This is a genomic window from Vibrio artabrorum, from assembly GCF_024347295.1.
Taxonomy (GTDB): domain Bacteria; phylum Pseudomonadota; class Gammaproteobacteria; order Enterobacterales; family Vibrionaceae; genus Vibrio; species Vibrio artabrorum.
The window spans coordinates 652898-674744 of sequence record NZ_AP025458.1 but is presented as its reverse complement, the minus strand read 5'-3'; the positions used below and the strand labels follow the sequence as shown (position 1 = coordinate 674744).

Genomic DNA, 21847 nt, shown 5'->3' with positions numbered 1-21847 from the left:
TTGTTAGCGCGTTTTGTCCCAATAAACAATCTCTCGAACTCGTCCACTCTGGTCGACATCCGCTTTTTCACCAACCTCAGAAGGCTCTGGTAAGGTTGATAATTGCGGAGCGTAATAGGCAACCAACATAAGCACCAACGCATCGTAAATATCGTCTATCGCAACGTCTTTACGTTTGGTGTTTGAAATGGCCAACGACAAGCGTTCACACCACTTGGGGGCGAGTTGCTGAATAATAGAAAGCCGTTCCTCTTTGCCTTCTTGGGTTCGTTTGGAAAAGGTCAGCGGTTCCCCTTTCAAAGCTGCAAACACTACCTCAGGGTGTGACTCTCTTATCGAAAGGTTGGGATAAGCTTCAATGAGTTCATCAAGCTCGCGGATCTTAGGCACAATGCCCCAAGTCTGTTTAGAAAATTTCTTATCCAGCTGCTGCACATTAGCGCTGCACGCTGCAATGTAATCGGTTTGGTAAACCGCCTCTCGGCACGGCACTGGAAACACGGAAGAACCACGCTTGCTAGTGAGAAAACGCCTTGCTGCTTTATCGCATAATCTATCTGGAGTCAGTGAATCGCTAAAGCCAATCGGCATATCGATTAACGTTGTTGATCCCGTAAGATCATCAACCAACTCATCGAGCGTGTTTATCACTTTGAACGTAGGTAGCTCATTGCCAGAGACAATCCAAGCGATCCAACCGGCCTTGCAGCCATCAATTCCGATGTATTTCATTATGTTCTCGATGATGAGTTTGTTGAGGGCTATTTGAGATAGCTAACCCATTTAATGATCAGTGCCACTCTCTAATCAACAGTCGGCTTTTTACTCCACGCACTTGCAATCCCATTGCATCGAACACCTCTTCAAAATCTCGACACTGTGGTGGAATATTAGGCAGCGAAAGCACTGCTTCTGAAAAGAATTGTTGTTCAAAATGAGCAGAATCGTTCCATGCGAGTTGCCACCACGCTAGAATTCGCGACTTAGACGAGCGCAGCTTTTCTGCGGTTGGAACTTTATCACTTTTGCTTAGGTTCTCTTTGCTCGTCGTTGGAAAGAGGTTCCACTTATCGTTGTTTGGCCAGTAAGCGAAAGGCAAACAGTGATCAACGTGATACTCATTTTTTAATGATTTTCCACTCCAGACGCTGACAATGTCGGCATGATTAGATCTAAGTTGCTCGACACGTTTACGCACATCACGAGTATCGTGGTTTTGATCGATCCATACCAAGCAGTCGTGATAAGTCTGTAGTGAGATACTTCGCTGTCGGTTCAACTCGAAACGCTGCATCTCCATGACCCATTGATTGACCACCAGCGGTTCAATCCAAGAGTGGTAGATTCTAAAGCACTCCCACAAGCTTTCATCGAGAGCGAAATAACCAAAGCTTGCTAAGAACTCACTATCAATGACCAACGATTCTCGATTTTTCCGTCGTTTCTGAGGTGGGTATATATCGAATAGCCGGTTGTCTTTCGAACCTTGATAAATAAAAGTCACAGGTCCTGATTTAATGGTACTGATCGTTTGTGAAAATAGCTTTTGTAGAGCCTTGGCTTCATCGCCGAGAAACATAGCGCCTATCGCTAGATCATCAGCACTTAGGTGTTTGAGTTTATTCCAACCATCCTCTTTTACGAACCCAAGTCCCTTCGTTGTGCTGCTATTTTGCTGAATCCCAGTACCACCGATATCGATATCAATCAAACGCTTAAACTGCCTAACCCAATATAGAGCGACCAAACCCACTGGTAGAGAAATTTTTCCATCCGTTCGATCAATCACAGCGCCTGAATGCGCATCCGCAATTCGCAGTAATGTTCTCAACAAAGCCAACTTGTATGTGGCCGACTTGTTGTCATTAACAATAATGTGGCGCACCTTGTTCAAATCACCGGAGCCATCGTCTGGCAATGTCATCACCACGGTTTGCCACCACACTTCACTGCGGTTCAATGTATCTTGGCTATCATCGACATGACGAACTAACAAGGCACTGTTTTTTGATAAACGCTCAAGCTCTTCAACCGATACTTGATAGCCTTGTCGACTGTCTTGAAACTCCCCATGACGCAGAGTGATCACCAACTTGCCGTTTGGAGCGAGTAAGTTAGACAGCTTTCTAAATGCACGCTCTCGATGAGACGGGGCGAGATGCATCCAAACCGCACTGACCAATATCAAGTCAAAACGCATTCCGAGGTTTTCGGTGCGGCTAAGGGAGGGAAGTGAATCATCAATCCAGGTAACACTTGGGCCTGTATATTTAGAGCCTTGTTCGCGTAGTGAAGCACTTGGTTCTATCGCAATAACATCACCTCCGGCTTTGTACATCCATAGCGCATCACGACCGCTCCCTGCACCGACATCTAATACTTTATCGCCCTCTAAAGGCCAATAAGCTTGCCAGCTTTTATGCACCGTCTCGAACGCCACTGAGTTGTACTGTTCACAAAGTATGTGAGCATTTTTATCGTAAAAAGGAATCGATGAGGACATATGCGCTATTGGAGTAAGGAGTCTGTCTCAATAGTAATCGGGAGCTTGGGTGATTGCTAGCAGCTCATGTAAGTTCAGCTACACCAATCAACCTTAATCATTAGTGATTGTTTTATATCAATATCCACCGAATGATGTCATCAGGCGAGTCACATCGTGAATCAGTTTCGTCAGCAAAACAAAAACAAAAACAAAAACAAACAAGGTGCAAGGTGACGTGCGAACAGAGATAATTGTTTGAAGATGATTAACTCGCCTCAAGCACCTAGCTGATAAAGACTAATGAACACATACTCACACATAGATACCCCGTTCAATCTACGCCACACCTGTTGGTTTTGTGGTGAACCTTCCAGTAACGTTGTTGAATTTCCTAAGACTGCGCAGGCAGTTGCCAAGATTGGCCATTTACCGATAGCACTGCCGGCTTGTAATGAGTGCGCGAGAATTAACTATTCAAAGAATCTGACCTCAATTTGGTCGGTGCGCGATCAGATAAAACACACTCTGATAGACAAGTACGCTAAGCACCTTGGCATCGGTGAGAACTGGACGGAGCAAGAGCTTATTGATTCTGATTTCTCGGGCTCGACACTTGGTGGGTTTGGACGCAGCGCTTGGAAGATGTATCAAATTGCCAAGCAACGCGTCGATTATAAAGGCTGGCCTTTGTCGGTTGATGACATCCCACTTGAGGTATACGACGAAACCAGTGGCTTTGAGTTTGACGGTACGCGTTATGCCTCAATCAATTCATGTATCGACTATTTCACCAAAGCAGCGGGTGTAGACAAAGAGCTGTTGTCGCAGCTTGTCGACATCGTTTCCTCAGACCGATTTAGCTACGCACTGCGAATCGCCAAGCTCAACAAGAGTGTCTCCAATACCAAGCGCTCGGAGATCATCGAAGAGGTGCTGCAACAGGAGTCTGAACAAGAAGAGATATTGCTTGAGCAAGCGAATTCCATGTTTAACCCAAACGTCGAAGAGGTGAATATTTTAGGGGCAATAGCGCCTGTATTTGCCATTCAGTGGGCGCTGGCTAACAAGGTTAAAGATTTGGCCCACCTGTGTGCTCTCGAAGATGAGTATTTTGACTATTTCGAACACCTCGGCGGTCCTGCTGCTTTTATGTCTTATAACGGCCTACAACTCTACTTAGAATCGCGTCAAGATCCGGAATGGGTAGAAAAATCGGATCCAAATAAACAGTATTGGTGATCATAAGCTATTACTGGTGAACACGTGTAAGCTTGACTGCTAAGCCAAACACTCATTTTAGTGCTTGTTTTATATAAAAATCTAAAAATAGCCCCCTATTACAGTTAATTATTGCAATTCAGTTAAATAGAGTGAAAACTTTAAACACCTAAACTATTTAATCACTGCAATCATATAGTGAGTAAGGAGTGTATTGTGCTGGCTGTTCTTCGTATTATTTTGGCTACGGTGTTTATTATTTTCACCACGCTATGTGCTTTTGTTTACTGCTTATTTAGCCCTAAGAACCCTAAGCATGTGTACGTTTTCTGCCGCTGGTTCAATCAGCTCCACAAGATCATCGGCGTAAAACTGGTGCAGCGCGGCCTAGACAATGCGCCGACTCCCGAAAAAAGCGTCTACATCTCTAACCACCAAAGCATACTGGACTTTGCGACCGATCCAGGAATGCTAAGACCTCGCACCGTTTCATTAGGCAAGCGCGATTTATTGTACATACCTTTCTTTGGCCTATTGTATTGGATCACCGGTAACATTTTGATTAATCGCGAAGACAAGTCCAAAGCGCGTAATACCATCAAGCAAGTGGCTGCAGCGATTCATCAGAGAGATCTGTCTGTTTGGATTTACCCAGAAGGAACCCGTAGTAAAGGGCGTGGACTACTGCCGTTCAAAACGGGCGCTTTTCGAATGGCAATTCAAGCTGGCGTGCCTATCACCCCAATGTGTACCAGCACCACACACAATAAGATCGACTTTAATCGAGCCAATAATGGCATCGTGATCACCGAGATGCTGGAGCCTATCGATGTGACAGGGTACGAGCTTAGTGATGCAAGAGAGTTGGCCGATCGTTGTCATGCATTGATGGCTGAGAAAATAGCGGCGTTGGATGCCGAAATCGCTCGTTTAGAGGCGCAACAAAACCCAGAATTGGATTCAGATCATTCTTCTACAAACTAACTCACAACGACCATGCTGAGTCATCGCTCAATTACTTAAAAAGACGCTCAAGGATCGCAACTCTCATTGTTCTTGTTTTACATGCTGGCGCTTATCCGCAAAATAGAAACAGGCGTTCACAGCTTTATCGAGCAATGGGAGTAAACAATGGAAGTGATTCACCATGGCGGCAAACATAGCGTCACCGGATCTTGTCACGAGCTAAGAGATTCAGGCCAAGCGGTGCTCATCGATTGTGGCCTTTTTCAAGGTTTAGATCTTCAAGATAAAAAGCTTCAAGGTGCGGATGCTCGCCCTCTTGATATTGAATTTGCAACGTCCCACCTTAACGCTCTGCTGCTGACCCATACTCACATTGATCATATTGGCCGCTTACCTTGGTTACTTGCCAGTGGATTTAACCAACCCATTTATTGCACGCAAGCCACCGCTGAACTCGCCCCTTTAATGATTGAGGATGGCTTAAAGCTGCAAGGACTCAGCAATAAACAGTCGAAGCTGATACTCAAAAAAATTCATTCGTTAGTTGCTCCCAAGCCTTACGGGGAATGGTTTCCAATCACGTCTAAACAGCAAAACAACGGAAAGGATCATCATAGGCCAAATACTCTGCATGCTCGCTTTCAACCTGCTGGGCACATCTTAGGTTCCGCCTATATCGAGATTAAGTTACCCAACCAAGAAGTAGTTGTGTTTTCTGGCGACTTGGGCCCGAGTAACACACCACTGCTGCCGGATCCAAAGTCACCACAGCAAGCCGATTATCTGTTTATCGAATCCACTTATGGCACCAGTACACATGATGATATTGCGACGCGGTCTGAGCGTCTCAAAGCGATCATTGATCGCTCCCTACTCGATGGTGGCGTTATCCTCATTCCAGCTTTTAGCATTGGCAGAACACAGGAGCTGCTGTTTGATATCGAACACCTGATCTTTGAGCATCAACTCAGTCGCGATATTCCTATCATCCTCGACTCTCCTATGGCAGAGAAAGTGACACGCTCCTACCGACGCTTTAAAGAGTTGTGGGGACAAGAAGCTAAGCAGCGTCTAGAAATGAAACGTCACCCCCTTGCTTTTGAGCAGTGCATTACGGTTGATGGACATCGGATGCACAAGAAAATCGTGAATCGCCTCAAGTCGACAGGTGAACCCGCGATTGTGGTCGCCGCTTCTGGCATGTGTCAGGGTGGCAGAATAATGAATTACTTATCCGCCTTACTTGCCGATAAAAGGACCGATGTCATCTTAGCGGGCTATCAAGCGCACGGCACCCTCGGGCGAGAGCTGCAACAAGGCGAAATGCAGGTTGTTATTGATAACAAAGACGTTGAGGTTAACGCTCAAATCCATGGCATGTCTGGTTATTCGGCTCATGCGGATAAAGAGGATCTTTGTCGATTTATAGAAGGGATATCTGTTCAGCCAAAAGAGGTGCATTTGATCCACGGTGAGCCAAATACTCAATCGGATTTCACTCAAGCTTTGGTCAGAAAAGGTTTTAGCGTAGTTTAAAACCGATAAGTCTCCTGAAGCAGAGGCGGTAAACACTCAACCGATAAGCAACCCGCATCTTAAGATTGTTTGAATACATCGAACGATTTAATAAATTGAGAACTTTCCCTCGCACATAAAAAAGGGGTTAACCATTTCGGCTAACCCCTCTTATTTTCTCTGTTACCAGTCACTCGTCAAACGATGGATTGTTCACAATAAACCGTTTTTCTCAATATTAAGCGTTTACGCTGCAATTTCTTGAGGTGCTAGTTGAGGTGCTTTCTTCTCACCAATAGGCAGAACGGTACGGCCGTATTCGTTGTTGATCACTTGTGCCATTGCAAAGTAAATAGCAGAAGCACCACAGAAGATACCTTCAAAGCCAGCGATAGTGCCGATCAGTGCGTTGCCTGTGAAATGATTCGCAGCCAGTAGGAAGAACAAGATGGTCAGTGAACCAAATACCACTTGCTTCGCTACTGGGTAGCATAGAGAACCGATGAACATGAAGCCGGTAAAGATACCCCATAACAATAGGTACCAACCCATGAAGCTTGCTGGGCTTGCTGGTAGCCCCATGTAAGGCATTACAATCAATCCAACTAAAGACAGCCAGAATAGGCCGTAAGAAGTAAACGCTGTTGTACCGAACGTGTCACCACGTTTGAAACACATAGTGCCCACGATAACTTGGCTCAAACCACCATAAAAAATACCCATCGCAAGGATCATTGAATCCATTGGAAAGAAACCTGCATTGTGGATATTAAGAAGAATGGTGGTCATACCGAAACCCGTTAAGCCTAATGGCGCTGGGTTAGCTAGTTTGGTCGACATTGCGAATTTACCTTATTGAAATGATTGATTAAAAAAAACCGATAATAGTTGTAAGAAAATTTTAATCGATAAACCACACAATTAGGTAACAGATCAGACGCAAACTAAGATTGCACAAATACACGCATTAAAAATACAGTGTCATAATACGCCAATTCTGCTCACTAAAATCCCTCCCCTCGTGGTGAGAAATGACGGTTGAAATACCAGTTTGAAGGCTGACGAGACTGTCGCCCTAATAGCGGCTTTTTTATGACCCGTGCCCTAGCCCTCTTTATTTATCGCTATACCGTGATGATATCCGTGAAGCATATAACCACTCCGCCGACGGTGGCATCAATATTGTCTAACGGAATAATAGGTAATGTTATATCCCACTTAAACACAACATTTGCAGCTCGATGCGTAGACCAAAAAGCCGAAAGTTGAATACTTCCGGCTTTTGCTAATTTAAAAATGCGTCAGATAACTCAAAGTAGAAACTAATGGCGCAAAAACTCGGTGAGTTCAGGCATTAATGACAACTGATTTCATCCCAAAACCAATTCGATTGAACCGGGCTTTCCCATACACCCGGGCCGTTTTTGGCCACGAAGCACTTACCGTTATGTGTCACTTTGTCACCGTTACTCACCTGGCTAACACCCGCTTGCCATGTGATAAACACCGATGGGTCAACAGGTGTTGGGTCTACCGGATTCGGCTCGACTGGATCGGGGTCTGTTACAACTGGCGGTGGTAGCTCACCCGCCACTAATTTCCAAGGGCCGCCATTGGCAGGGTCATCCCCTTGTGTCCACCATTTCGCTTCGTAGGTTGCGCCATTATGAGTCACTTGGTCACCCGCGTTGTAAACCTTGGTCGCACTCCAACCATTACCACCAGGATCCGTTCCAGGGTCTACCGGATCCAGCTTATCGACCACTTTCACTTCCGGCCAACTCGCATGTGACCCATAAAAATTGGTCACACACTTCTCGTAATCGCCAGCCACCAGGGCGGAGTATGCCGTTTGGAAACCAACAAGATCACACTCAAACGAATTACCTTCAGGACGATCTGCATAGTATTTCCAGTTGCCATCCCAGTTGGTGTATAGCACATCGGTTGCACCGTTGAGGTTCAAGCTTCCGTAAGGCGTTTGCTGCCAACAAGTATTGACTTCATCCGCTTCTATAGGAATTTCATAGTGCGCTGCTAAGCCTTCCCAGTAACGAATGCGGTTAACGGGTTGGCCTTTATCTTTGTTCTGCTCCCCACACTCGATACCACCATTAATCACGTTGATTGTGGTACCAAACCCATAACCAATGCCGGCATCCAATTCGCGTTGAGATGGCGCCCATGTGCGGTCAATAACATGCAGCATAGCGGGTTTAGGGGCTTGAGGGGTAAGGAAGAACCAAATAGCAGAAGCTAAGTTCAACCAAGAGTCCGCCACTAAGCCCGGATTATTGAGAAGCACCGTCGCATCACCATCAAACATCACTTCAGAGAACGCGCCGTAATTAAAATGGTAAGAAAGTTGTTTAGCACCACGTCCGAAGTAACCCTGCCCCGCAGCACATGGCCAGCGAGTATTCTGCCAATCGTTCTGACCACAACCAGTGGTGTAACCTTCTTGGCCTTCCGACCAACCCATTTCACGAACATGCACCAGCGCTTGCTGCCACTCTTCGAGAGCTAATGGGTTATCAGAGGTGTTGTCTATCGCGATATGGCCGCCCGTCTCTTGTGAGAAATGAGCAAAGGCCGTGATAATGGATTTCTTACAAATGGCGTCGGAATCACGGCCATCGGTATACTCTCCACAGAAGGCGGGAAATTTACCAATCGCACGTAAAAAGCGAGTATAAGTATATTCTGGTGCTGCCATCTGAGTGAGAAAATCCCATTCAGATTGAGGGAATACACGCTCGACTCGTTTCACGTTTTCGGGGTTAGAGGCTAAGCCAGGCTCAATCGCTTCAACAATACTGTTGGGGCGAGTCTGCAGTGCTTGTGACCAAATCGCATACATAGGATCGGACGTTTTCGCTTGTTCAGCCGCTTGTAGGGCTGACTTTTCAACAAGGTAACCATTCGGATTTTGCGGATCAGGTTGGATATTCAAAGACGCGTAACTGTGTGCTGCCAATGTGCAGCCAACCACTGTTGCCAAATATTTGATTTTTAACATGATGGATTCTCTTATCTGTCCTTAATAAGTCCATTAAAGAGTATGCCGCACATGTGAAATGGCCTAGTCGTTGCGATATGAATTTATAAAAAGTGCGAGTGATAGTTTTATGTTTCGTTCAACGCAACGGTACATCTCATGTTTTCTTAAAGCGATATCGAGTTTCCGAACGATTGATTTTCTGATCGTCAGTTACCGCCCCTTCATGCTTTGAGTCTTAATAAAAAAAGCCCCGAACTGAGTTCGAGGCTTAAGATCTTAGTCAAAGTTGGTTAAATCTCTAAGAGATTATTCCCACTCGATAGTGGCTGGTGGCTTACCAGAAATATCGTAAACAACACGTGAAATGCCGTTAACTTCGTTGATAATACGGTTAGATACCTTACCTAGGAAATCGTATGGTAGGTGTGCCCAGTGAGCCGTCATGAAGTCGATAGTTTCTACAGCACGTAGAGAGACTACCCAATCGTACTTACGGCCATCGCCCATTACACCCACTGAACGCACTGGTAGGAATACCGTGAATGCTTGAGATACTTTGTGGTAAAGGTCAGCAGCGTGAAGCTCTTCAATGAAGATAGCATCAGCACGACGCAGTAAATCACAGTACTCTTTCTTCACTTCGCCAAGTACACGAACACCTAGACCTGGACCCGGGAATGGGTGGCGGTAAAGCATGTTGTATGGAAGACCAAGCTCTAGACCGATCTTACGTACTTCATCTTTGAATAGCTCACGTAGAGGCTCAACAAGACCCATTTCCATATCATCAGGAAGACCACCAACGTTGTGGTGAGATTTGATTACGTGTGCTTTACCGGTCTTAGATGCAGCAGACTCAATGACGTCTGGGTAGATAGTACCCTGAGCAAGCCATTTAGCATTCTTCAGTTTCTTAGACTCTTCATCGAAGATATCAACGAATACGTGACCGATGATCTTACGCTTAGCTTCTGGTTCAGCTTCGCCTTCTAGAGCGTCAAGGAAGCGTTGCTCTGCATCGACTTTGATGATGTTTAGGCCAAACTTGTTGCCGAACATATCCATAACCTGCTCAGCTTCGTTCAGACGAAGAAGGCCGTTATCTACAAATACACATGTTAATTTGTCGCCGATAGCGCGGTGAGCCAGCATCGCAACGACAGATGAATCAACACCACCAGAAAGACCAAGGATAACTTCGTCGTCACCTACTTGTTCTTTAATACGTGCAACGGCATCTTCAATGATTGAAGCTGAAGTCCACAGGCCTTCACAACCACATGCATTAAGAACGAAGTTCTCTAGCATTTTTAGGCCGTTCTTAGTGTGTGTTACTTCTGGGTGGAATTGTACACCGTAGTACTTCTTCTCTTCGTTTGCCATTGCTGCGTATGGGCAAGTGTCTGTTTCAGCGATCTTTGTGAAATCAGCAGGGATCTCAACCACTTTGTCACCGTGGCTCATCCAAACATCTTGAGTCGACTCAAGGTCAGCGAAAAGTGCCGATTCACCCGTCACTTGTACCGCTGCGTAGCCGAACTCACGCTCGGTAGACGTTGCGACTTTACCGCCAAGTTGCTCAGCCATGGTTTGCATGCCGTAGCAGATACCGAAAACAGGAACACCAGAATCAAATACGTACTGAGGTGCACGCGGAGAGTTCTCTTCCGTTACACTTTCAGGGCCACCAGATAGGATGATACCGTCTGGTTTGAATTCACGAATATCCGCTTCTTCTACGTCCCAGCTCCAAAGTTCACAGTAAACACCGATCTCACGAATACGACGAGCGACTAGCTGTGTGTATTGAGAACCGAAGTCCAGAATTAGAATACGTTGGTCATGAATATTTTTAGTCATTGTAAGCAGTCTTATTGGCTATGTGATAAAACGGAGGCGAGTTTACTCACCTCAGATTAACTCTTCAAGATATAAAGCAAACGTTTTCGTTAGATATCTTTAACCCCGTGTTTTGAGAAAATCGGACTTTTAACAAAACAGGCGGTAGATAAAATAATGTGCCGACTAAATCAGCACATTATTCAAACGTTTGGACGTATTATTAACCTAAACGGTAGTTAGGTGCTTCTTTTGTGATTTGAACATCGTGTACGTGAGATTCTTTCATACCCGCACCAGAGATACGAACAAACTCAGCTTTAGTACGCATATCTTCAATCGTTGCAGAACCGGTTAGGCCCATGCTTGAGCGTAGACCGCCCATCTGTTGGTGAACGATCTCTTTGAGGCGACCTTTGTATGCGATACGACCTTCAATACCTTCTGGAACAAGCTTGTCTGCAGCGTTGTCAGATTGGAAGTAACGGTCAGAAGAACCTTGAGACATAGCGCCAAGAGAACCCATACCACGGTAAGACTTGTACGAGCGACCGTTGTAAAGAATCACTTCACCCGGTGCTTCTTCCGTACCCGCGAACATAGAACCAACCATCACACAAGATGCGCCAGCAACGATAGCTTTACAGATATCGCCAGAGAAGCGGATACCGCCATCTGCGATTACTGGAATACCATATTCGTTAGCCACTTCAGCCGCGTCTGCGATTGCTGTTACTTGAGGAACACCAACACCCGTAACGATACGAGTCGTACAGATTGAACCCGGGCCGATACCAACTTTAACCGCACTAACACCCGCTTCGATAAGAGCACGAGCGCCAGCGCCAGTTGCGACGTTACCACCGATGATTTGTAGATCAGGGTATGCAGCGCGAGTTTCGCGGATACGGTTAAGTACGCCTTCAGAGTGACCGTGTGAAGAGTCGATAAGTAGAACGTCTACGCCCGCTTCAACAAGAGCAGCAACGCGCTCTTCATTACCAGCACCAGCACCAACAGCTGCACCAACACGTAGGCTGCCGCGCTCATCTTTACAAGCGTTTGGTTTACGTTCTGCTTTGTGGAAATCTTTTGCAGTGATCATTCCAGTCAGTTGGAAGTCATCATTGACAACAAGAACTTTTTCAACACGCGCTTCGTGCATTTTCTCTTGAACTTCTTCACGAGTTGCACCTTCTTTAACAGAAGCAAGGCGAGCTTTAGGTGTCATTACAACATCCACTTTCTTAGAAAGGTCAGTCACAAAGCGAACGTCACGGCCAGTAATAATACCGACAAGTTCGTTTGTTTCAGTAACAACAGGGAAACCGGCAAAGCCGTGTTTTTGGGTAAGGGCGATAACATCAGCGATTGTCGCGTCAGGACTTACGGTTACTGGGTGAGAAACCACACCCGCTTCGTAAATTTTAACCTGGCGAACCATTTCAGCTTGCTGCTCGATTGACATATTCTTATGAATAAAGCCAATACCACCTTCTTGCGCAAGGGCAATTGCTAGGCGCGCTTCCGTAACAGTATCCATTGATGCAGAGATCATTGGGATGTTTAAAGAAATGTTTTTCGTTAACTGAGTGCGAAGATCAGCGGTGTTCGGAAGAACGGTTGAGTGTGCTGGGACGAGTAAAACGTCATCAAAAGTTAAAGCTTCTTTTGCGATTCGTAGCATTTGCAATATCTCACAACAAAGGTGTTAAAAGGAGTAAATCCAACTTTATCGTTTCGCATAATAAAGTGATTTGGATTTGATATTGCAGACGGATTATACGCACGGCGAAATCGCTTGGCTACACATTTTTGTATTTTTAATTTGCATTTACCCCCTTGCTATGTATTATATTGCCGCTATCTTCCATACTCACGCCCTGTGAGATACCAAGAAAGAGCCTCCTTCAAGGAAAGATAGTGCTTCTATGACTAATCCAAACATCTTCACTGTTTCTCGCCTCAACTCAGAGGTTCGTCTCCTATTAGAAAACGAAATGGGGATAGTCTGGCTCGTTGGTGAAATCTCAAACTTCTCGGCACCGGTCTCTGGTCACTGGTACCTCACGCTTAAAGACTCTCGCGCTCAAGTTAAGTGCGCGATGTTTCGTGGCAATAACCGCCGTGTCACTTTTAAGCCCCAGAACGGCAATCAAGTTCTCGTTAAAGCTCGTCTGTCTCTTTATGAGCCACGCGGTGACTATCAACTGATCATCGAAAGCATGCAGCCAGAAGGTGACGGTAAGCTTCAGCAAGAGTTTGAAAAACTGAAGATGAGCTTGGCAGCAGAAGGACTCTTTGCTCAATCGAGTAAACAACCGCTTCCTGAACACCCAAAACGCGTTGGTGTTATCACCTCAAAAACAGGCGCTGCGCTGTTTGATATTCTTGATGTCCTGAAAAGACGCGATCCTTCATTACCGGTTGTGATTTACCCAACCATGGTTCAAGGCGAAGAAGCGGCAATTCAGATTGCTCAAGCGATTGGACGTGCCAATGAGCGCAACGAGTGTGATGTGTTGATTGTGGGTCGTGGCGGTGGTTCATTAGAAGACTTATGGTGCTTCAATAATGAGATCGTTGCTCGCACAATGGCAGCAAGCCAGATCCCGATTATCAGTGCGGTTGGCCACGAAGTGGACGTCACTATCGCTGATTTCGTTGCCGATATGCGTGCGCCAACGCCGTCAGCCGCTGCTGAATTGGTTAGCCGTGACAACAGTCATAAAGAGCAAGCCTTTGCCTCGAAACGCGCTCGCTTAGTTGGTGCGATTCGTCATCTGTTAATCAAACAAGCGCAATCCACTCAAACATTGAAATACCGCTTAGAAAAACAACACCCGAGCTATCAACTGCAAAAGCAGAGTCAGCAGCTTGATGACTTAGACATGCGTTTGCGTCGTGGTATGGCTCAATACCTAAAGCAACATGCACAAGGTGTTGAGCGCAAGCAACATCAGCTTCAGTTAAACTCGCCAGTAAAACGCCTTGGTGAACAAAAGCTGCATTTGCAACGCTCTGAGCAAAAGCTGTTGGATGCGATGGATAAGACCTTATTGACTACTCGCCACCACTTAGCCATGGCCGCTGAGAAGTTAGAGACGGTGAGCCCACTGGCAACCCTCAAGCGTGGCTACAGCATTACTCATTCGGCATCGAGCAAGACAGTGTCATCCATTAACGATGTGGAGGTGGGTGAAGTGATCACGACCCAAGTTGAAGACGGTGTGATTGAATCGCAAGTGACAGCAAGAGTTGCCAAGGCCTAGCTCTCAATTCAACAGACACATGTAAACGTACAAACAATGTGCACATGAATACCAGCGCAACCAGAATAATACCAAAAAGGCCCAGTAACTTGATATTGGGCCTCAAAAAGCATCACTGATTATCGTCCTGCAATCGCTAGATAAGACTACTCAGTTTGTTGAAATTCGAATTTTACTCGCGACTTAGATTTAAGTTCGTTGCAATCGCCGTTACAGAAGTAGCTTGCAGCCCCACAAGCTTGAAGCTTCTCTAATTGATCGTTGCACTCTGGGCAAAAACCAATTTTATTAAAGTGGACCTGACAACTTCCACAATGGTACTTACCATCCCAATCTAATTCCGACTGGCACTTAGGGCAGATATTTTCACTCATTAGCATTTCCTAATTCATTACTATTGTTACAACCTACGGCTGCTGAGATTTAGCTTGCTTGATTTGGTACATGCTCTGATCCGCTTGTGCGATCAAAGCTTCTAACGACTCCGGATCCTTCGTATAAGAAAAACCCATACTGACTGTAAACTGAATGCCGTTAATAAAGAGTGCTTGCTCCAAGGCTCGCTGTAGGCCGTGATAGAAGTTAACTACACTGACTTGATTATCAAAGCAAGAAAACACCACAAACTCATCCCCCCCATAACGGCCAACTTTAGAACATGTTGAGGTTTCCTCATCAAGAACTTTAGCGATAATCAATAGCACCCTATCACCAAAACTATGACCAAATGTATCGTTTATTGATTTGAATTTATCGACATCAACAAACAAGCACGCCAACTCTTTATTCGCAAAACACCGTTTCGTTAAAACTTTCTCAACTTCACTTAGCAGTGCACGGCGATTCAAGCAATGGGTTAGAGAATCATGGTTAGCAAAAAAATTAAGCTGGTTCTCAAGTTCATACTTCTCTAACGCTACCGAATACAAGGAAGCCAGTAGCTCCAAGATCTCTAATTCAAACTCATGAGGGTTAGAGGGAGTGCGACTGTAAATCGCGAATGTACCCAACACTTGGCCATGGGATGAGATTATGGGCACTGACCAACAAGCGTGTAAGTTTGCTTGATTGGTTAGGGTTAAAAAAGGTGCCCAGTTTGGATGGGTATTAATATTGGAGACAATAACGCCTTTCTTAAGTGCTGCCGCCTCTCCACAAGAACCGACCCCAATACCAATTTCGATCCCTTCTATCTGCTGATTATAAAAATCGGGCAAGTTAGGAGCACATTCGAGGTGCAAGGTATTCGACTCTGAGTTGAGCAGTAATATTGAAGCAACACGTTGCCCAAAAAGTTGTTCGGTAAGCTGAATGATCTTATGGTTTAAATCCTGACGATCCATTCCAAGAGCAAGCTTTCGAAGTAAACTGTTTACCGCGCGATGTCCTTCTAATAAAAATTGTTGTTTCATTGGCTAAAGCTTTCAATTGTGTCAATGGATTCATGCTTGTTCTGATGCAAACTTGTTATTGGTTAATAATAACACACGAAATAAGTGGCATGTTAGATCGAAGATCATTGGTTGATCTTTTGCTTTATCTATTTTGATCAGCGATCTACCCCAAAAAGAACATTTATATCACCACTCACCGAAAGCATAAGTTACATGTGCTGCATTTCAATTTTTAACAGACTTTCACACTGAAAAAGTTAGTTAAAAACCACAAAAACAGAATAAGTAATTTCGAGTGATACGTTGAATCATCGAATTACATGCGTGAGCATTTCAATATGCTGCTCATCTAACTGGGTTAACCTTACCGATAGTGCTTTAAGTTCTGACATGCGCTCAATATGGGTTCCACCACAAGGAATGGAGACCAAAGTGTCAGCATCAAGTTGCCATTCCCAGTAACGAGAATCGGTCAGTGCCTGACCCTCTAACTTCATTGCGACTGACGTTGATTCGGCAAGCCAGTCAGCAATCACTTGATTCACATTCGCTTCAATACCTGCAAGGTTTTCCAGCATATTAGCGACATTCAAACCACGTTTCTTCAAAGTTTTGCCTAAACGATACTTATCGGTACACAGATCTGGTGTTACAAAACTGGTCACTTGCGCATAACTATTAAAGTCATAGTTACCTAACGGATCTTTTCGGTCCGCATCTTTACGCCAGTAGCTTTCAGCCAATACTCTATTCAATGCTAAGAAAGCGATGTGGCCAGCACTATGACCACGGCTCAAACTGGCTTGATACGCTTTATCAACGGATAACATGACTTCGTCGTCAACATGAATCATAGAAGCGGATGGCGGTAACTGATGGACAACCACGAACGCCCAACCTTCCGTATCGCGCTTAACAGGGATATCTGCTGATACTAAAAGTTTTCCAGTGGATTGTTCTACTGCACCAACCAGACAATCTTCGACTTGGTAGTGCGTGTCACCCATACTCACAACACCTTTGTCTGCTGGATGATCTGGCCAAATATGGCTTACAGGATGAAAAGGAGTCATATCTGTGATCAGATAAGTTTTGCTCTCATCGCTGTCAATATGCAATACCTTAGCATCAAGTTGCCAAGTTTGATGGCAAAACTGAGTGATAGTTGGAGTGACGGCAGTCGTTGAGGTTATTGAATCGCTAGTTGTCATATCGTTCTTCTTTTGGAATCTAGTCGGATTCGTTAAGCCATGATGATAAAAAAATATTGTTATGGCTTAACGTGAATTTTGCTTAAAAAAATACCCGAGGCAGGCTCGGGTATCAAATCTATTGGAAAGGTTTACTTACGACCTTTAACCATGCTCATCATACGCTTACGTTTACGTTCTTGAGAAATTGTCAGCTTGTTTGTCTTAGCTTCAAATGGGTTCTCGCTGTTCTGGAATTGAATGCGAATAGGGGTACCCATAATTTCTAGTGAACGACGGTAGTAGTTCATCAAAAATCGTTTGTATGAATCTGGCAAGTTACGAACTTGGTTACCGTGGATAACGATAATCGGTGGGTTGTAGCCACCAGCGTGTGCGTATTTCAGTTTGACACGACGGCCACGAACCATCGGCGGTTGGTGATCATCCGTCGCCATCTTCATGATACGAGTGAGAACCGAAGTACCAACACGAGTCGTCGCTGACTTGTAAGCTTCTTGTACAGACTCAAACAAGTGACCCACACCGGTACCGTGAAGTGCCGAGATAAAGTGAATACGTGCGAAGTCAACGAAACCTAAGCGACGGTCTAGCTCTTTCTTAACGCGTTCTTTAACGTCGTTATCTAGGCCATCCCACTTGTTTACGGCAATAACAATTGAACGACCAGCATTCAACGCAAAGCCTAACAAGCTTAGATCTTGATCAGAGATGTTTTCGCGAGCATCGATAAGCAGCAATACAACGTTAGCATCTTCAATCGCTTTCAGTGTTTTAACCACTGAGAACTTCTCTACCGTTTCGTTGATGTTTTTACGACGACGAACACCCGCAGTATCGATTAGAACGTATTCACGCTCATCACGCTGCATTGGGATGTAGATAGAGTCACGAGTCGTACCTGGCATATCGTAAACAACCACACGCTCTTCACCAAGAATACGGTTTGTTAACGTTGATTTACCTACGTTAGGACGGCCAATGATCGCGAGTTTGATCGGTTGATCTTGAAGGCGCTTGAATTCTTCTTCAGCTTCTTCTTCAGTAAATTCAACCTGCTCTTCTTCATCTTCGTCTTCAAACTCAGTCAAATCGCTTACTTCGCCATTCTCAGCTTTTAGTGCTTCTGCGAATGGATTAAGCGCAAGGTCGATGAGTGCTGTAACGCCACGACCGTGCGCCGCAGCGATTTGGTACATGTCTTCTACACCAAGTTGCCAAAAGTCAGCACTTGCTGCATCAGGGTCGATACCATCAACTTTGTTTACGACCAGCATTGAAGGCTTTTCTAGTTGACGTAGGTGCTTTGCAATCGCTACGTCAGACGGTGTTAGACCTGCACGGCCATCGACCATAAATAGAACGACATCAGCTTCATCAATCGCTGCTAGCGACTGTTGAGCCATTTTCGTTTCAACGCCTTCTTCAGTACCGTCGATACCACCAGTGTCAATAACAATAAAGTCATGCTCACTGAAATGAGCGTGACCATATTTACGGTCACGCGTTAAGCCAGGGAAATCCGCAACCAATGCATCACGAGTTCGAGTCAATCGGTTAAACAACGTAGATTTTCCTACGTTTGGACGCCCTACTAGAGCAACAACAGGTACCATAACAACCTCTACAATTTTTCTCTAAATGTAGTTATAGGTAAGCACTTGTTCGCAAGTTTAAACTCTTACCTATAACCACACGGTTTATTAATTTTTAACAACAAAACGGCTCCTGACTGTTACCAACCAGGAGCCGACTGTGAATTATATCACGCTTTTATTGGCTAATCGTCAGTTTCTTCACATCGCCATTGCGAGTTGTCACTAAGTAGCCTTCCGGTAATTCAATTGGCGCAACTGAAAAGCCGCTATCATCAACGAATTGTTGAGCAACAAACTCGCCAGATGAACGATCTAACCAATGCAGATAACCTTCACTGTCGCCCACAACGACATAACCGTTAATAATAACAGGAGCTGTCAGTAAGCGATTTTCTAGCAATGAAGTACTCCAAAGTTCAGTACCACTGCGAGCATCAACGGCAACCACATGATCTTTATCTGTCACGACAAACAAACGGCTACCATCACTGGCAAGATCGATCGCAGACGAATAGTTCCGTTTCCAAATCGGCTTACCAGAACGAAGGTCGATAGCAATCAGCTGCCCATTGATGCCAACGGTATACAAAGTACCACCAAGAACGACAGGAGATGCATCAACATCAACCAAGCGATCAATTTCCGTTGCCCCTTTAGGTGTACCGACAGGCTGTTGCCAAATTAACTGACCATGGTCAATGATAGCAGCAGCTAAACGACCATTTGCTGTCCCCCAGAATACACCACCAGAAACCGCAACAGGTGTACTGTCACCACGCAGTGTTAAGCTTGGCACTTCAGTACTGATTGTCCACTTTTGCTCACCGCTCTCTTGATCTAATGCGATCATCATACCGCGACTCGTGTGAACGAGTACCATATTGCTATCGGTCGCGGGAGAGGCAAGCACCTCGCCTTTTACTGGTACACGCCACAGCTCTTCGCCCGTTGATTCATCCATCGCGATCACTTCGCCATTTTCAGAACCAACAAACACTTTACCGTATGCTGCTGTTAAGCCTCCCGATAAACGAGCCTGTACTTCTTTCTCAAGATCGACTTTCCACAGCTCTTTGCCTGTTTCAGGGTCAAGCGCTTTAACCATACCTTCACGGCTTGCAACAAACACTTTGCCGTAAGCCAATTCTGGCGTTAGTTTTGAAAAATAATGACCTACTCCATCACCAACCGATGTAGACCACTCCTGTTGAGGCGTGAACTCACTATTGACTGTTGGTAAGGGAGCCATGATAACCGTGTCTTCTTCGCTCGCACAGCCAGCTAATAAGCTAAGAGCAATCGCACACAACGCCACTTTTGGAAAGATCTTCTTCATGCCAAGTGCCTTATTTAGCTAGGTCGTCAAGTTTGATTTGAAGCGTTTGGCTCGCATCAGCAGCTTGCTGTGCTTCAGAGTAAGCGGTGTAAGCTGCAGCGGTGTCACCTTTACGAAGTAAGATATCACCACGCAGTTCTGCTGCTCGGCCTTTCCAAGATTCATCCTTAAGCGATTCTAGATCCTTCAATGCTGCATCAAATTCACCTTGCTCAGCTTTGATACGAACGACACGATAAGTCAGCAGTGGCTCAAGTGCCACATCTTTAGTGGCCGACTTTGCCCACTCAAGCTGTTCTAGTGCAGCCGCTAGCTCACCCGCTTGTACTTGTACTTTTGCTAATTGCATCGCAGCAAGTACTGAGTACTCAGCGTCTTTGTTTGCGTCGATGAAAGCTTGAATATCAGATTGAGCATCAACGCCTTTAGCAGCAAGAGTCGAAATAACAGAGGTGTAGTTTTCTGAAGCGGCTTCGCGTGCTTCAACAACGGAATCTTGGTAGTAGCGCCAACCAAATAGCCCCCCCAGACCAATAACCGCACCAAAGATGACGGCTTTGCCGTTCTCTTTCCACCAATCTTTAATGGCTTCAACTTGTTGCTCTTCGCTATCGTAAAGTTCCACTTCCTGTCCTCTTTAATTCTTTAAACGTCAGCATAGTGCTGACGTTAGTATTTATTGTGGTTTGCTCATGGCGGATTAGATTAGCGCAGCAACTTTCTCTGCAACTTCCGTTTGAGACACGGTCTCTTGCTCGCCGCCAACCAGATCTTTTAATACAACGGTATTGTCAGCCACTTCGTTCTCACCCAGTACCAGCGCGACAACAGCACCGACTTTATCAGCACGTTTGAATTGCTTCTTGAAGTTACCACCACCAAAGTGGTTCATCACACGCACACCTTCAACGGTGTCGCGTAATTGATTCGCTAACTGCATGCCCGCGAGCATCGTACCTTCGCCAGCAGCAACTACGTATACATCAACGCTGCGGCGAACCTCTGTTAGCTCGAGTGTTTCCATCATCAGAACCAGACGTTCTAACCCCATTGCAAAACCGACAGCATTGGTCGCTTTACCGCCTAGTTGCTCGACAAGACCATCGTAACGGCCGCCACCACAGACTGTACCTTGCGCACCTAGGCTATCCGTGATCCACTCAAATACGGTGCGGTTGTAGTAATCTAGGCCACGGACTAGACGCTCATTAACTTGGTATTCGATACCAACTGCGTCAAGAAGTTCACACAAACCCGCAAAATGTTGCTTTGATTCTTCACCTAGATATTCAGACAATCGAGGTGCATCACCTAAAATAGCTTGAACATCTGGGTTCTTAGTATCAAGTACACGCAGAGGGTTCGTGTGCATGCGACGCTTGCAGTCGTCATCCAGCACATCAATGTGTTGCTCTAAGAAAGCCACTAGCGCAGCGCGGTAGCTTACGCGATCTTCTTGGGAACCAATTGAGTTTAGCTCTAGGCGAACATGCTTATCGATACCGAGTTCACGCCATAAACGTGCTGTCATCATAATAAGCTCAGCGTCTACGTCTGGACCGTCTAGGCCAAACACCTCAACACCACATTGGTGGAATTGACGGTAACGACCTTTTTGAGGACGCTCGTGACGGAACATTGGTCCCATGTACCATAGGCGCTGTTCATCACGGTTGATAAGGCTATTTTGAATACATGAACGAACACAACCGGCTGTGCCTTCCGGGCGCAGCGATAGGCTATCACCGTTACGGTCATCAAAGGTGTACATCTCTTTTGAAACAACGTCAGTCTCTTCACCAACCGCACGGCTAAATAGCTTCGTTTCTTCAACGATAGGCATACGTACTTCGTTGTAGCCGTATGCACTCACCACTTTTTTAACTGCGCTTTCTACTTTCTGCCACAGGGGTGATTGAGTTGGAAGGCAGTCGTTCATGCCTCGAACTGCTTGGATATTTTTAGCCACAGTATTTATTCCATAATTTCTCACGACCAGGTGTTAGTGCGAA

General features: G+C 45.5%; 17 protein-coding genes. 4 read left to right on the top strand and 13 right to left on the bottom strand.

Annotated features, from left to right (window positions below):
• Positions 1-3: 3 nt before the first annotated feature.
• Together OCU36_RS03055 and OCU36_RS03050 are read right to left on the bottom strand one after the other, a co-directional pair.
• Complete coding sequence (locus OCU36_RS03055; RefSeq protein WP_261838991.1) at positions 4-732, bottom strand: DUF429 domain-containing protein; 729 nt, start codon at positions 730-732, stop codon at positions 4-6.
• Positions 733-790: 58 nt separating this feature from the next.
• On the bottom strand, positions 791-2503 hold the full coding sequence (locus tag OCU36_RS03050) for a class I SAM-dependent methyltransferase (protein ID WP_261838990.1): 1713 nt from the start codon (positions 2501-2503) through the stop codon (positions 791-793).
• Between the two features lie 282 nt (positions 2504-2785).
• Here OCU36_RS03050 and OCU36_RS03045 point away from each other — a divergent pair, with 282 nt between their 5' ends.
• From OCU36_RS03045 to OCU36_RS03035, 3 genes are all read left to right on the top strand, one after another.
• The gene (locus tag OCU36_RS03045) at positions 2786-3724 is read left to right on the top strand and encodes a hypothetical protein (protein ID WP_261838989.1); all 939 of its coding nucleotides are present in this window, start codon (positions 2786-2788) and stop codon (positions 3722-3724) included.
• A 195-nt stretch (positions 3725-3919) separates the two neighbouring features.
• Positions 3920-4687: a 1-acylglycerol-3-phosphate O-acyltransferase gene (locus OCU36_RS03040; protein ID WP_261838988.1), complete on the top strand. Its 768-nt coding sequence runs from the start codon at positions 3920-3922 to the stop codon at positions 4685-4687.
• Between the two features lie 147 nt (positions 4688-4834).
• Complete coding sequence (locus OCU36_RS03035; RefSeq protein WP_261838987.1) at positions 4835-6205, top strand: MBL fold metallo-hydrolase; 1371 nt, start codon at positions 4835-4837, stop codon at positions 6203-6205.
• Between the two features lie 225 nt (positions 6206-6430).
• Here OCU36_RS03035 and OCU36_RS03030 read toward each other — a convergent pair whose 3' ends face one another.
• The 4 genes from OCU36_RS03030 to guaB form a co-directional block, all read right to left on the bottom strand.
• Positions 6431-7024 carry an acetate uptake transporter gene (locus OCU36_RS03030; RefSeq protein ID WP_261838986.1) on the bottom strand — a complete coding sequence of 198 codons (594 nt, stop codon included), beginning with the start codon at positions 7022-7024 and terminating at the stop codon, positions 6431-6433.
• Positions 7025-7538: 514 nt separating this feature from the next.
• Complete coding sequence (locus tag OCU36_RS03025) at positions 7539-9203, bottom strand: chitinase (RefSeq protein WP_261838985.1); 1665 nt, start codon at positions 9201-9203, stop codon at positions 7539-7541.
• Positions 9204-9491: 288 nt separating this feature from the next.
• Positions 9492-11045, bottom strand: coding sequence for a glutamine-hydrolyzing GMP synthase (guaA, locus tag OCU36_RS03020; protein WP_261838984.1), 1554 nt, complete (start codon positions 11043-11045; stop codon positions 9492-9494).
• A 202-nt stretch (positions 11046-11247) separates the two neighbouring features.
• Positions 11248-12711, bottom strand: a complete 1464-nt coding sequence (gene guaB / locus OCU36_RS03015; RefSeq protein WP_261838983.1) for an IMP dehydrogenase — start codon at positions 12709-12711, stop codon at positions 11248-11250.
• 244 nt (positions 12712-12955) lie between these two features.
• Here guaB and xseA point away from each other — a divergent pair, with 244 nt between their 5' ends.
• Entirely contained in the window at positions 12956-14296 is a 1341-nt protein-coding gene (xseA, locus tag OCU36_RS03010; RefSeq protein ID WP_261838982.1) for an exodeoxyribonuclease VII large subunit, read from the top strand.
• A gap of 146 nt (positions 14297-14442) precedes the next feature.
• Here the strand turns inward: xseA and OCU36_RS03005 are convergent, their stop codons facing one another.
• The 7 genes from OCU36_RS03005 to hisS form a co-directional block, all read right to left on the bottom strand.
• Positions 14443-14670 carry a zinc ribbon domain-containing protein gene (locus OCU36_RS03005; RefSeq protein WP_261838981.1) on the bottom strand — a complete coding sequence of 76 codons (228 nt, stop codon included), beginning with the start codon at positions 14668-14670 and terminating at the stop codon, positions 14443-14445.
• A 33-nt stretch (positions 14671-14703) separates the two neighbouring features.
• A complete protein-coding gene (locus tag OCU36_RS03000) occupies positions 14704-15708 on the bottom strand; it encodes a sensor domain-containing diguanylate cyclase (RefSeq protein WP_261838980.1) in 1005 nt (334 codons plus the stop codon).
• Positions 15709-15998: 290 nt separating this feature from the next.
• A complete protein-coding gene (locus tag OCU36_RS02995; RefSeq protein WP_261838979.1) occupies positions 15999-16901 on the bottom strand; it encodes an alanine--tRNA ligase in 903 nt (300 codons plus the stop codon).
• A gap of 131 nt (positions 16902-17032) precedes the next feature.
• A complete protein-coding gene (gene der, locus OCU36_RS02990) occupies positions 17033-18517 on the bottom strand; it encodes a ribosome biogenesis GTPase Der (protein WP_261838978.1) in 1485 nt (494 codons plus the stop codon).
• Between the two features lie 157 nt (positions 18518-18674).
• The gene (gene bamB / locus OCU36_RS02985; RefSeq protein WP_261838977.1) at positions 18675-19835 is read right to left on the bottom strand and encodes an outer membrane protein assembly factor BamB; all 1161 of its coding nucleotides are present in this window, start codon (positions 19833-19835) and stop codon (positions 18675-18677) included.
• A 10-nt stretch (positions 19836-19845) separates the two neighbouring features.
• Positions 19846-20460, bottom strand: coding sequence for a YfgM family protein (locus OCU36_RS02980; RefSeq protein WP_261838976.1), 615 nt, complete (start codon positions 20458-20460; stop codon positions 19846-19848).
• 75 nt (positions 20461-20535) lie between these two features.
• Positions 20536-21804 (bottom strand): histidine--tRNA ligase, encoded by a 1269-nt coding sequence (hisS, locus tag OCU36_RS02975; protein WP_261838975.1) that lies wholly within the window; start codon positions 21802-21804, stop codon positions 20536-20538.
• Between the last annotated feature and the right edge of the window lie 43 nt (positions 21805-21847).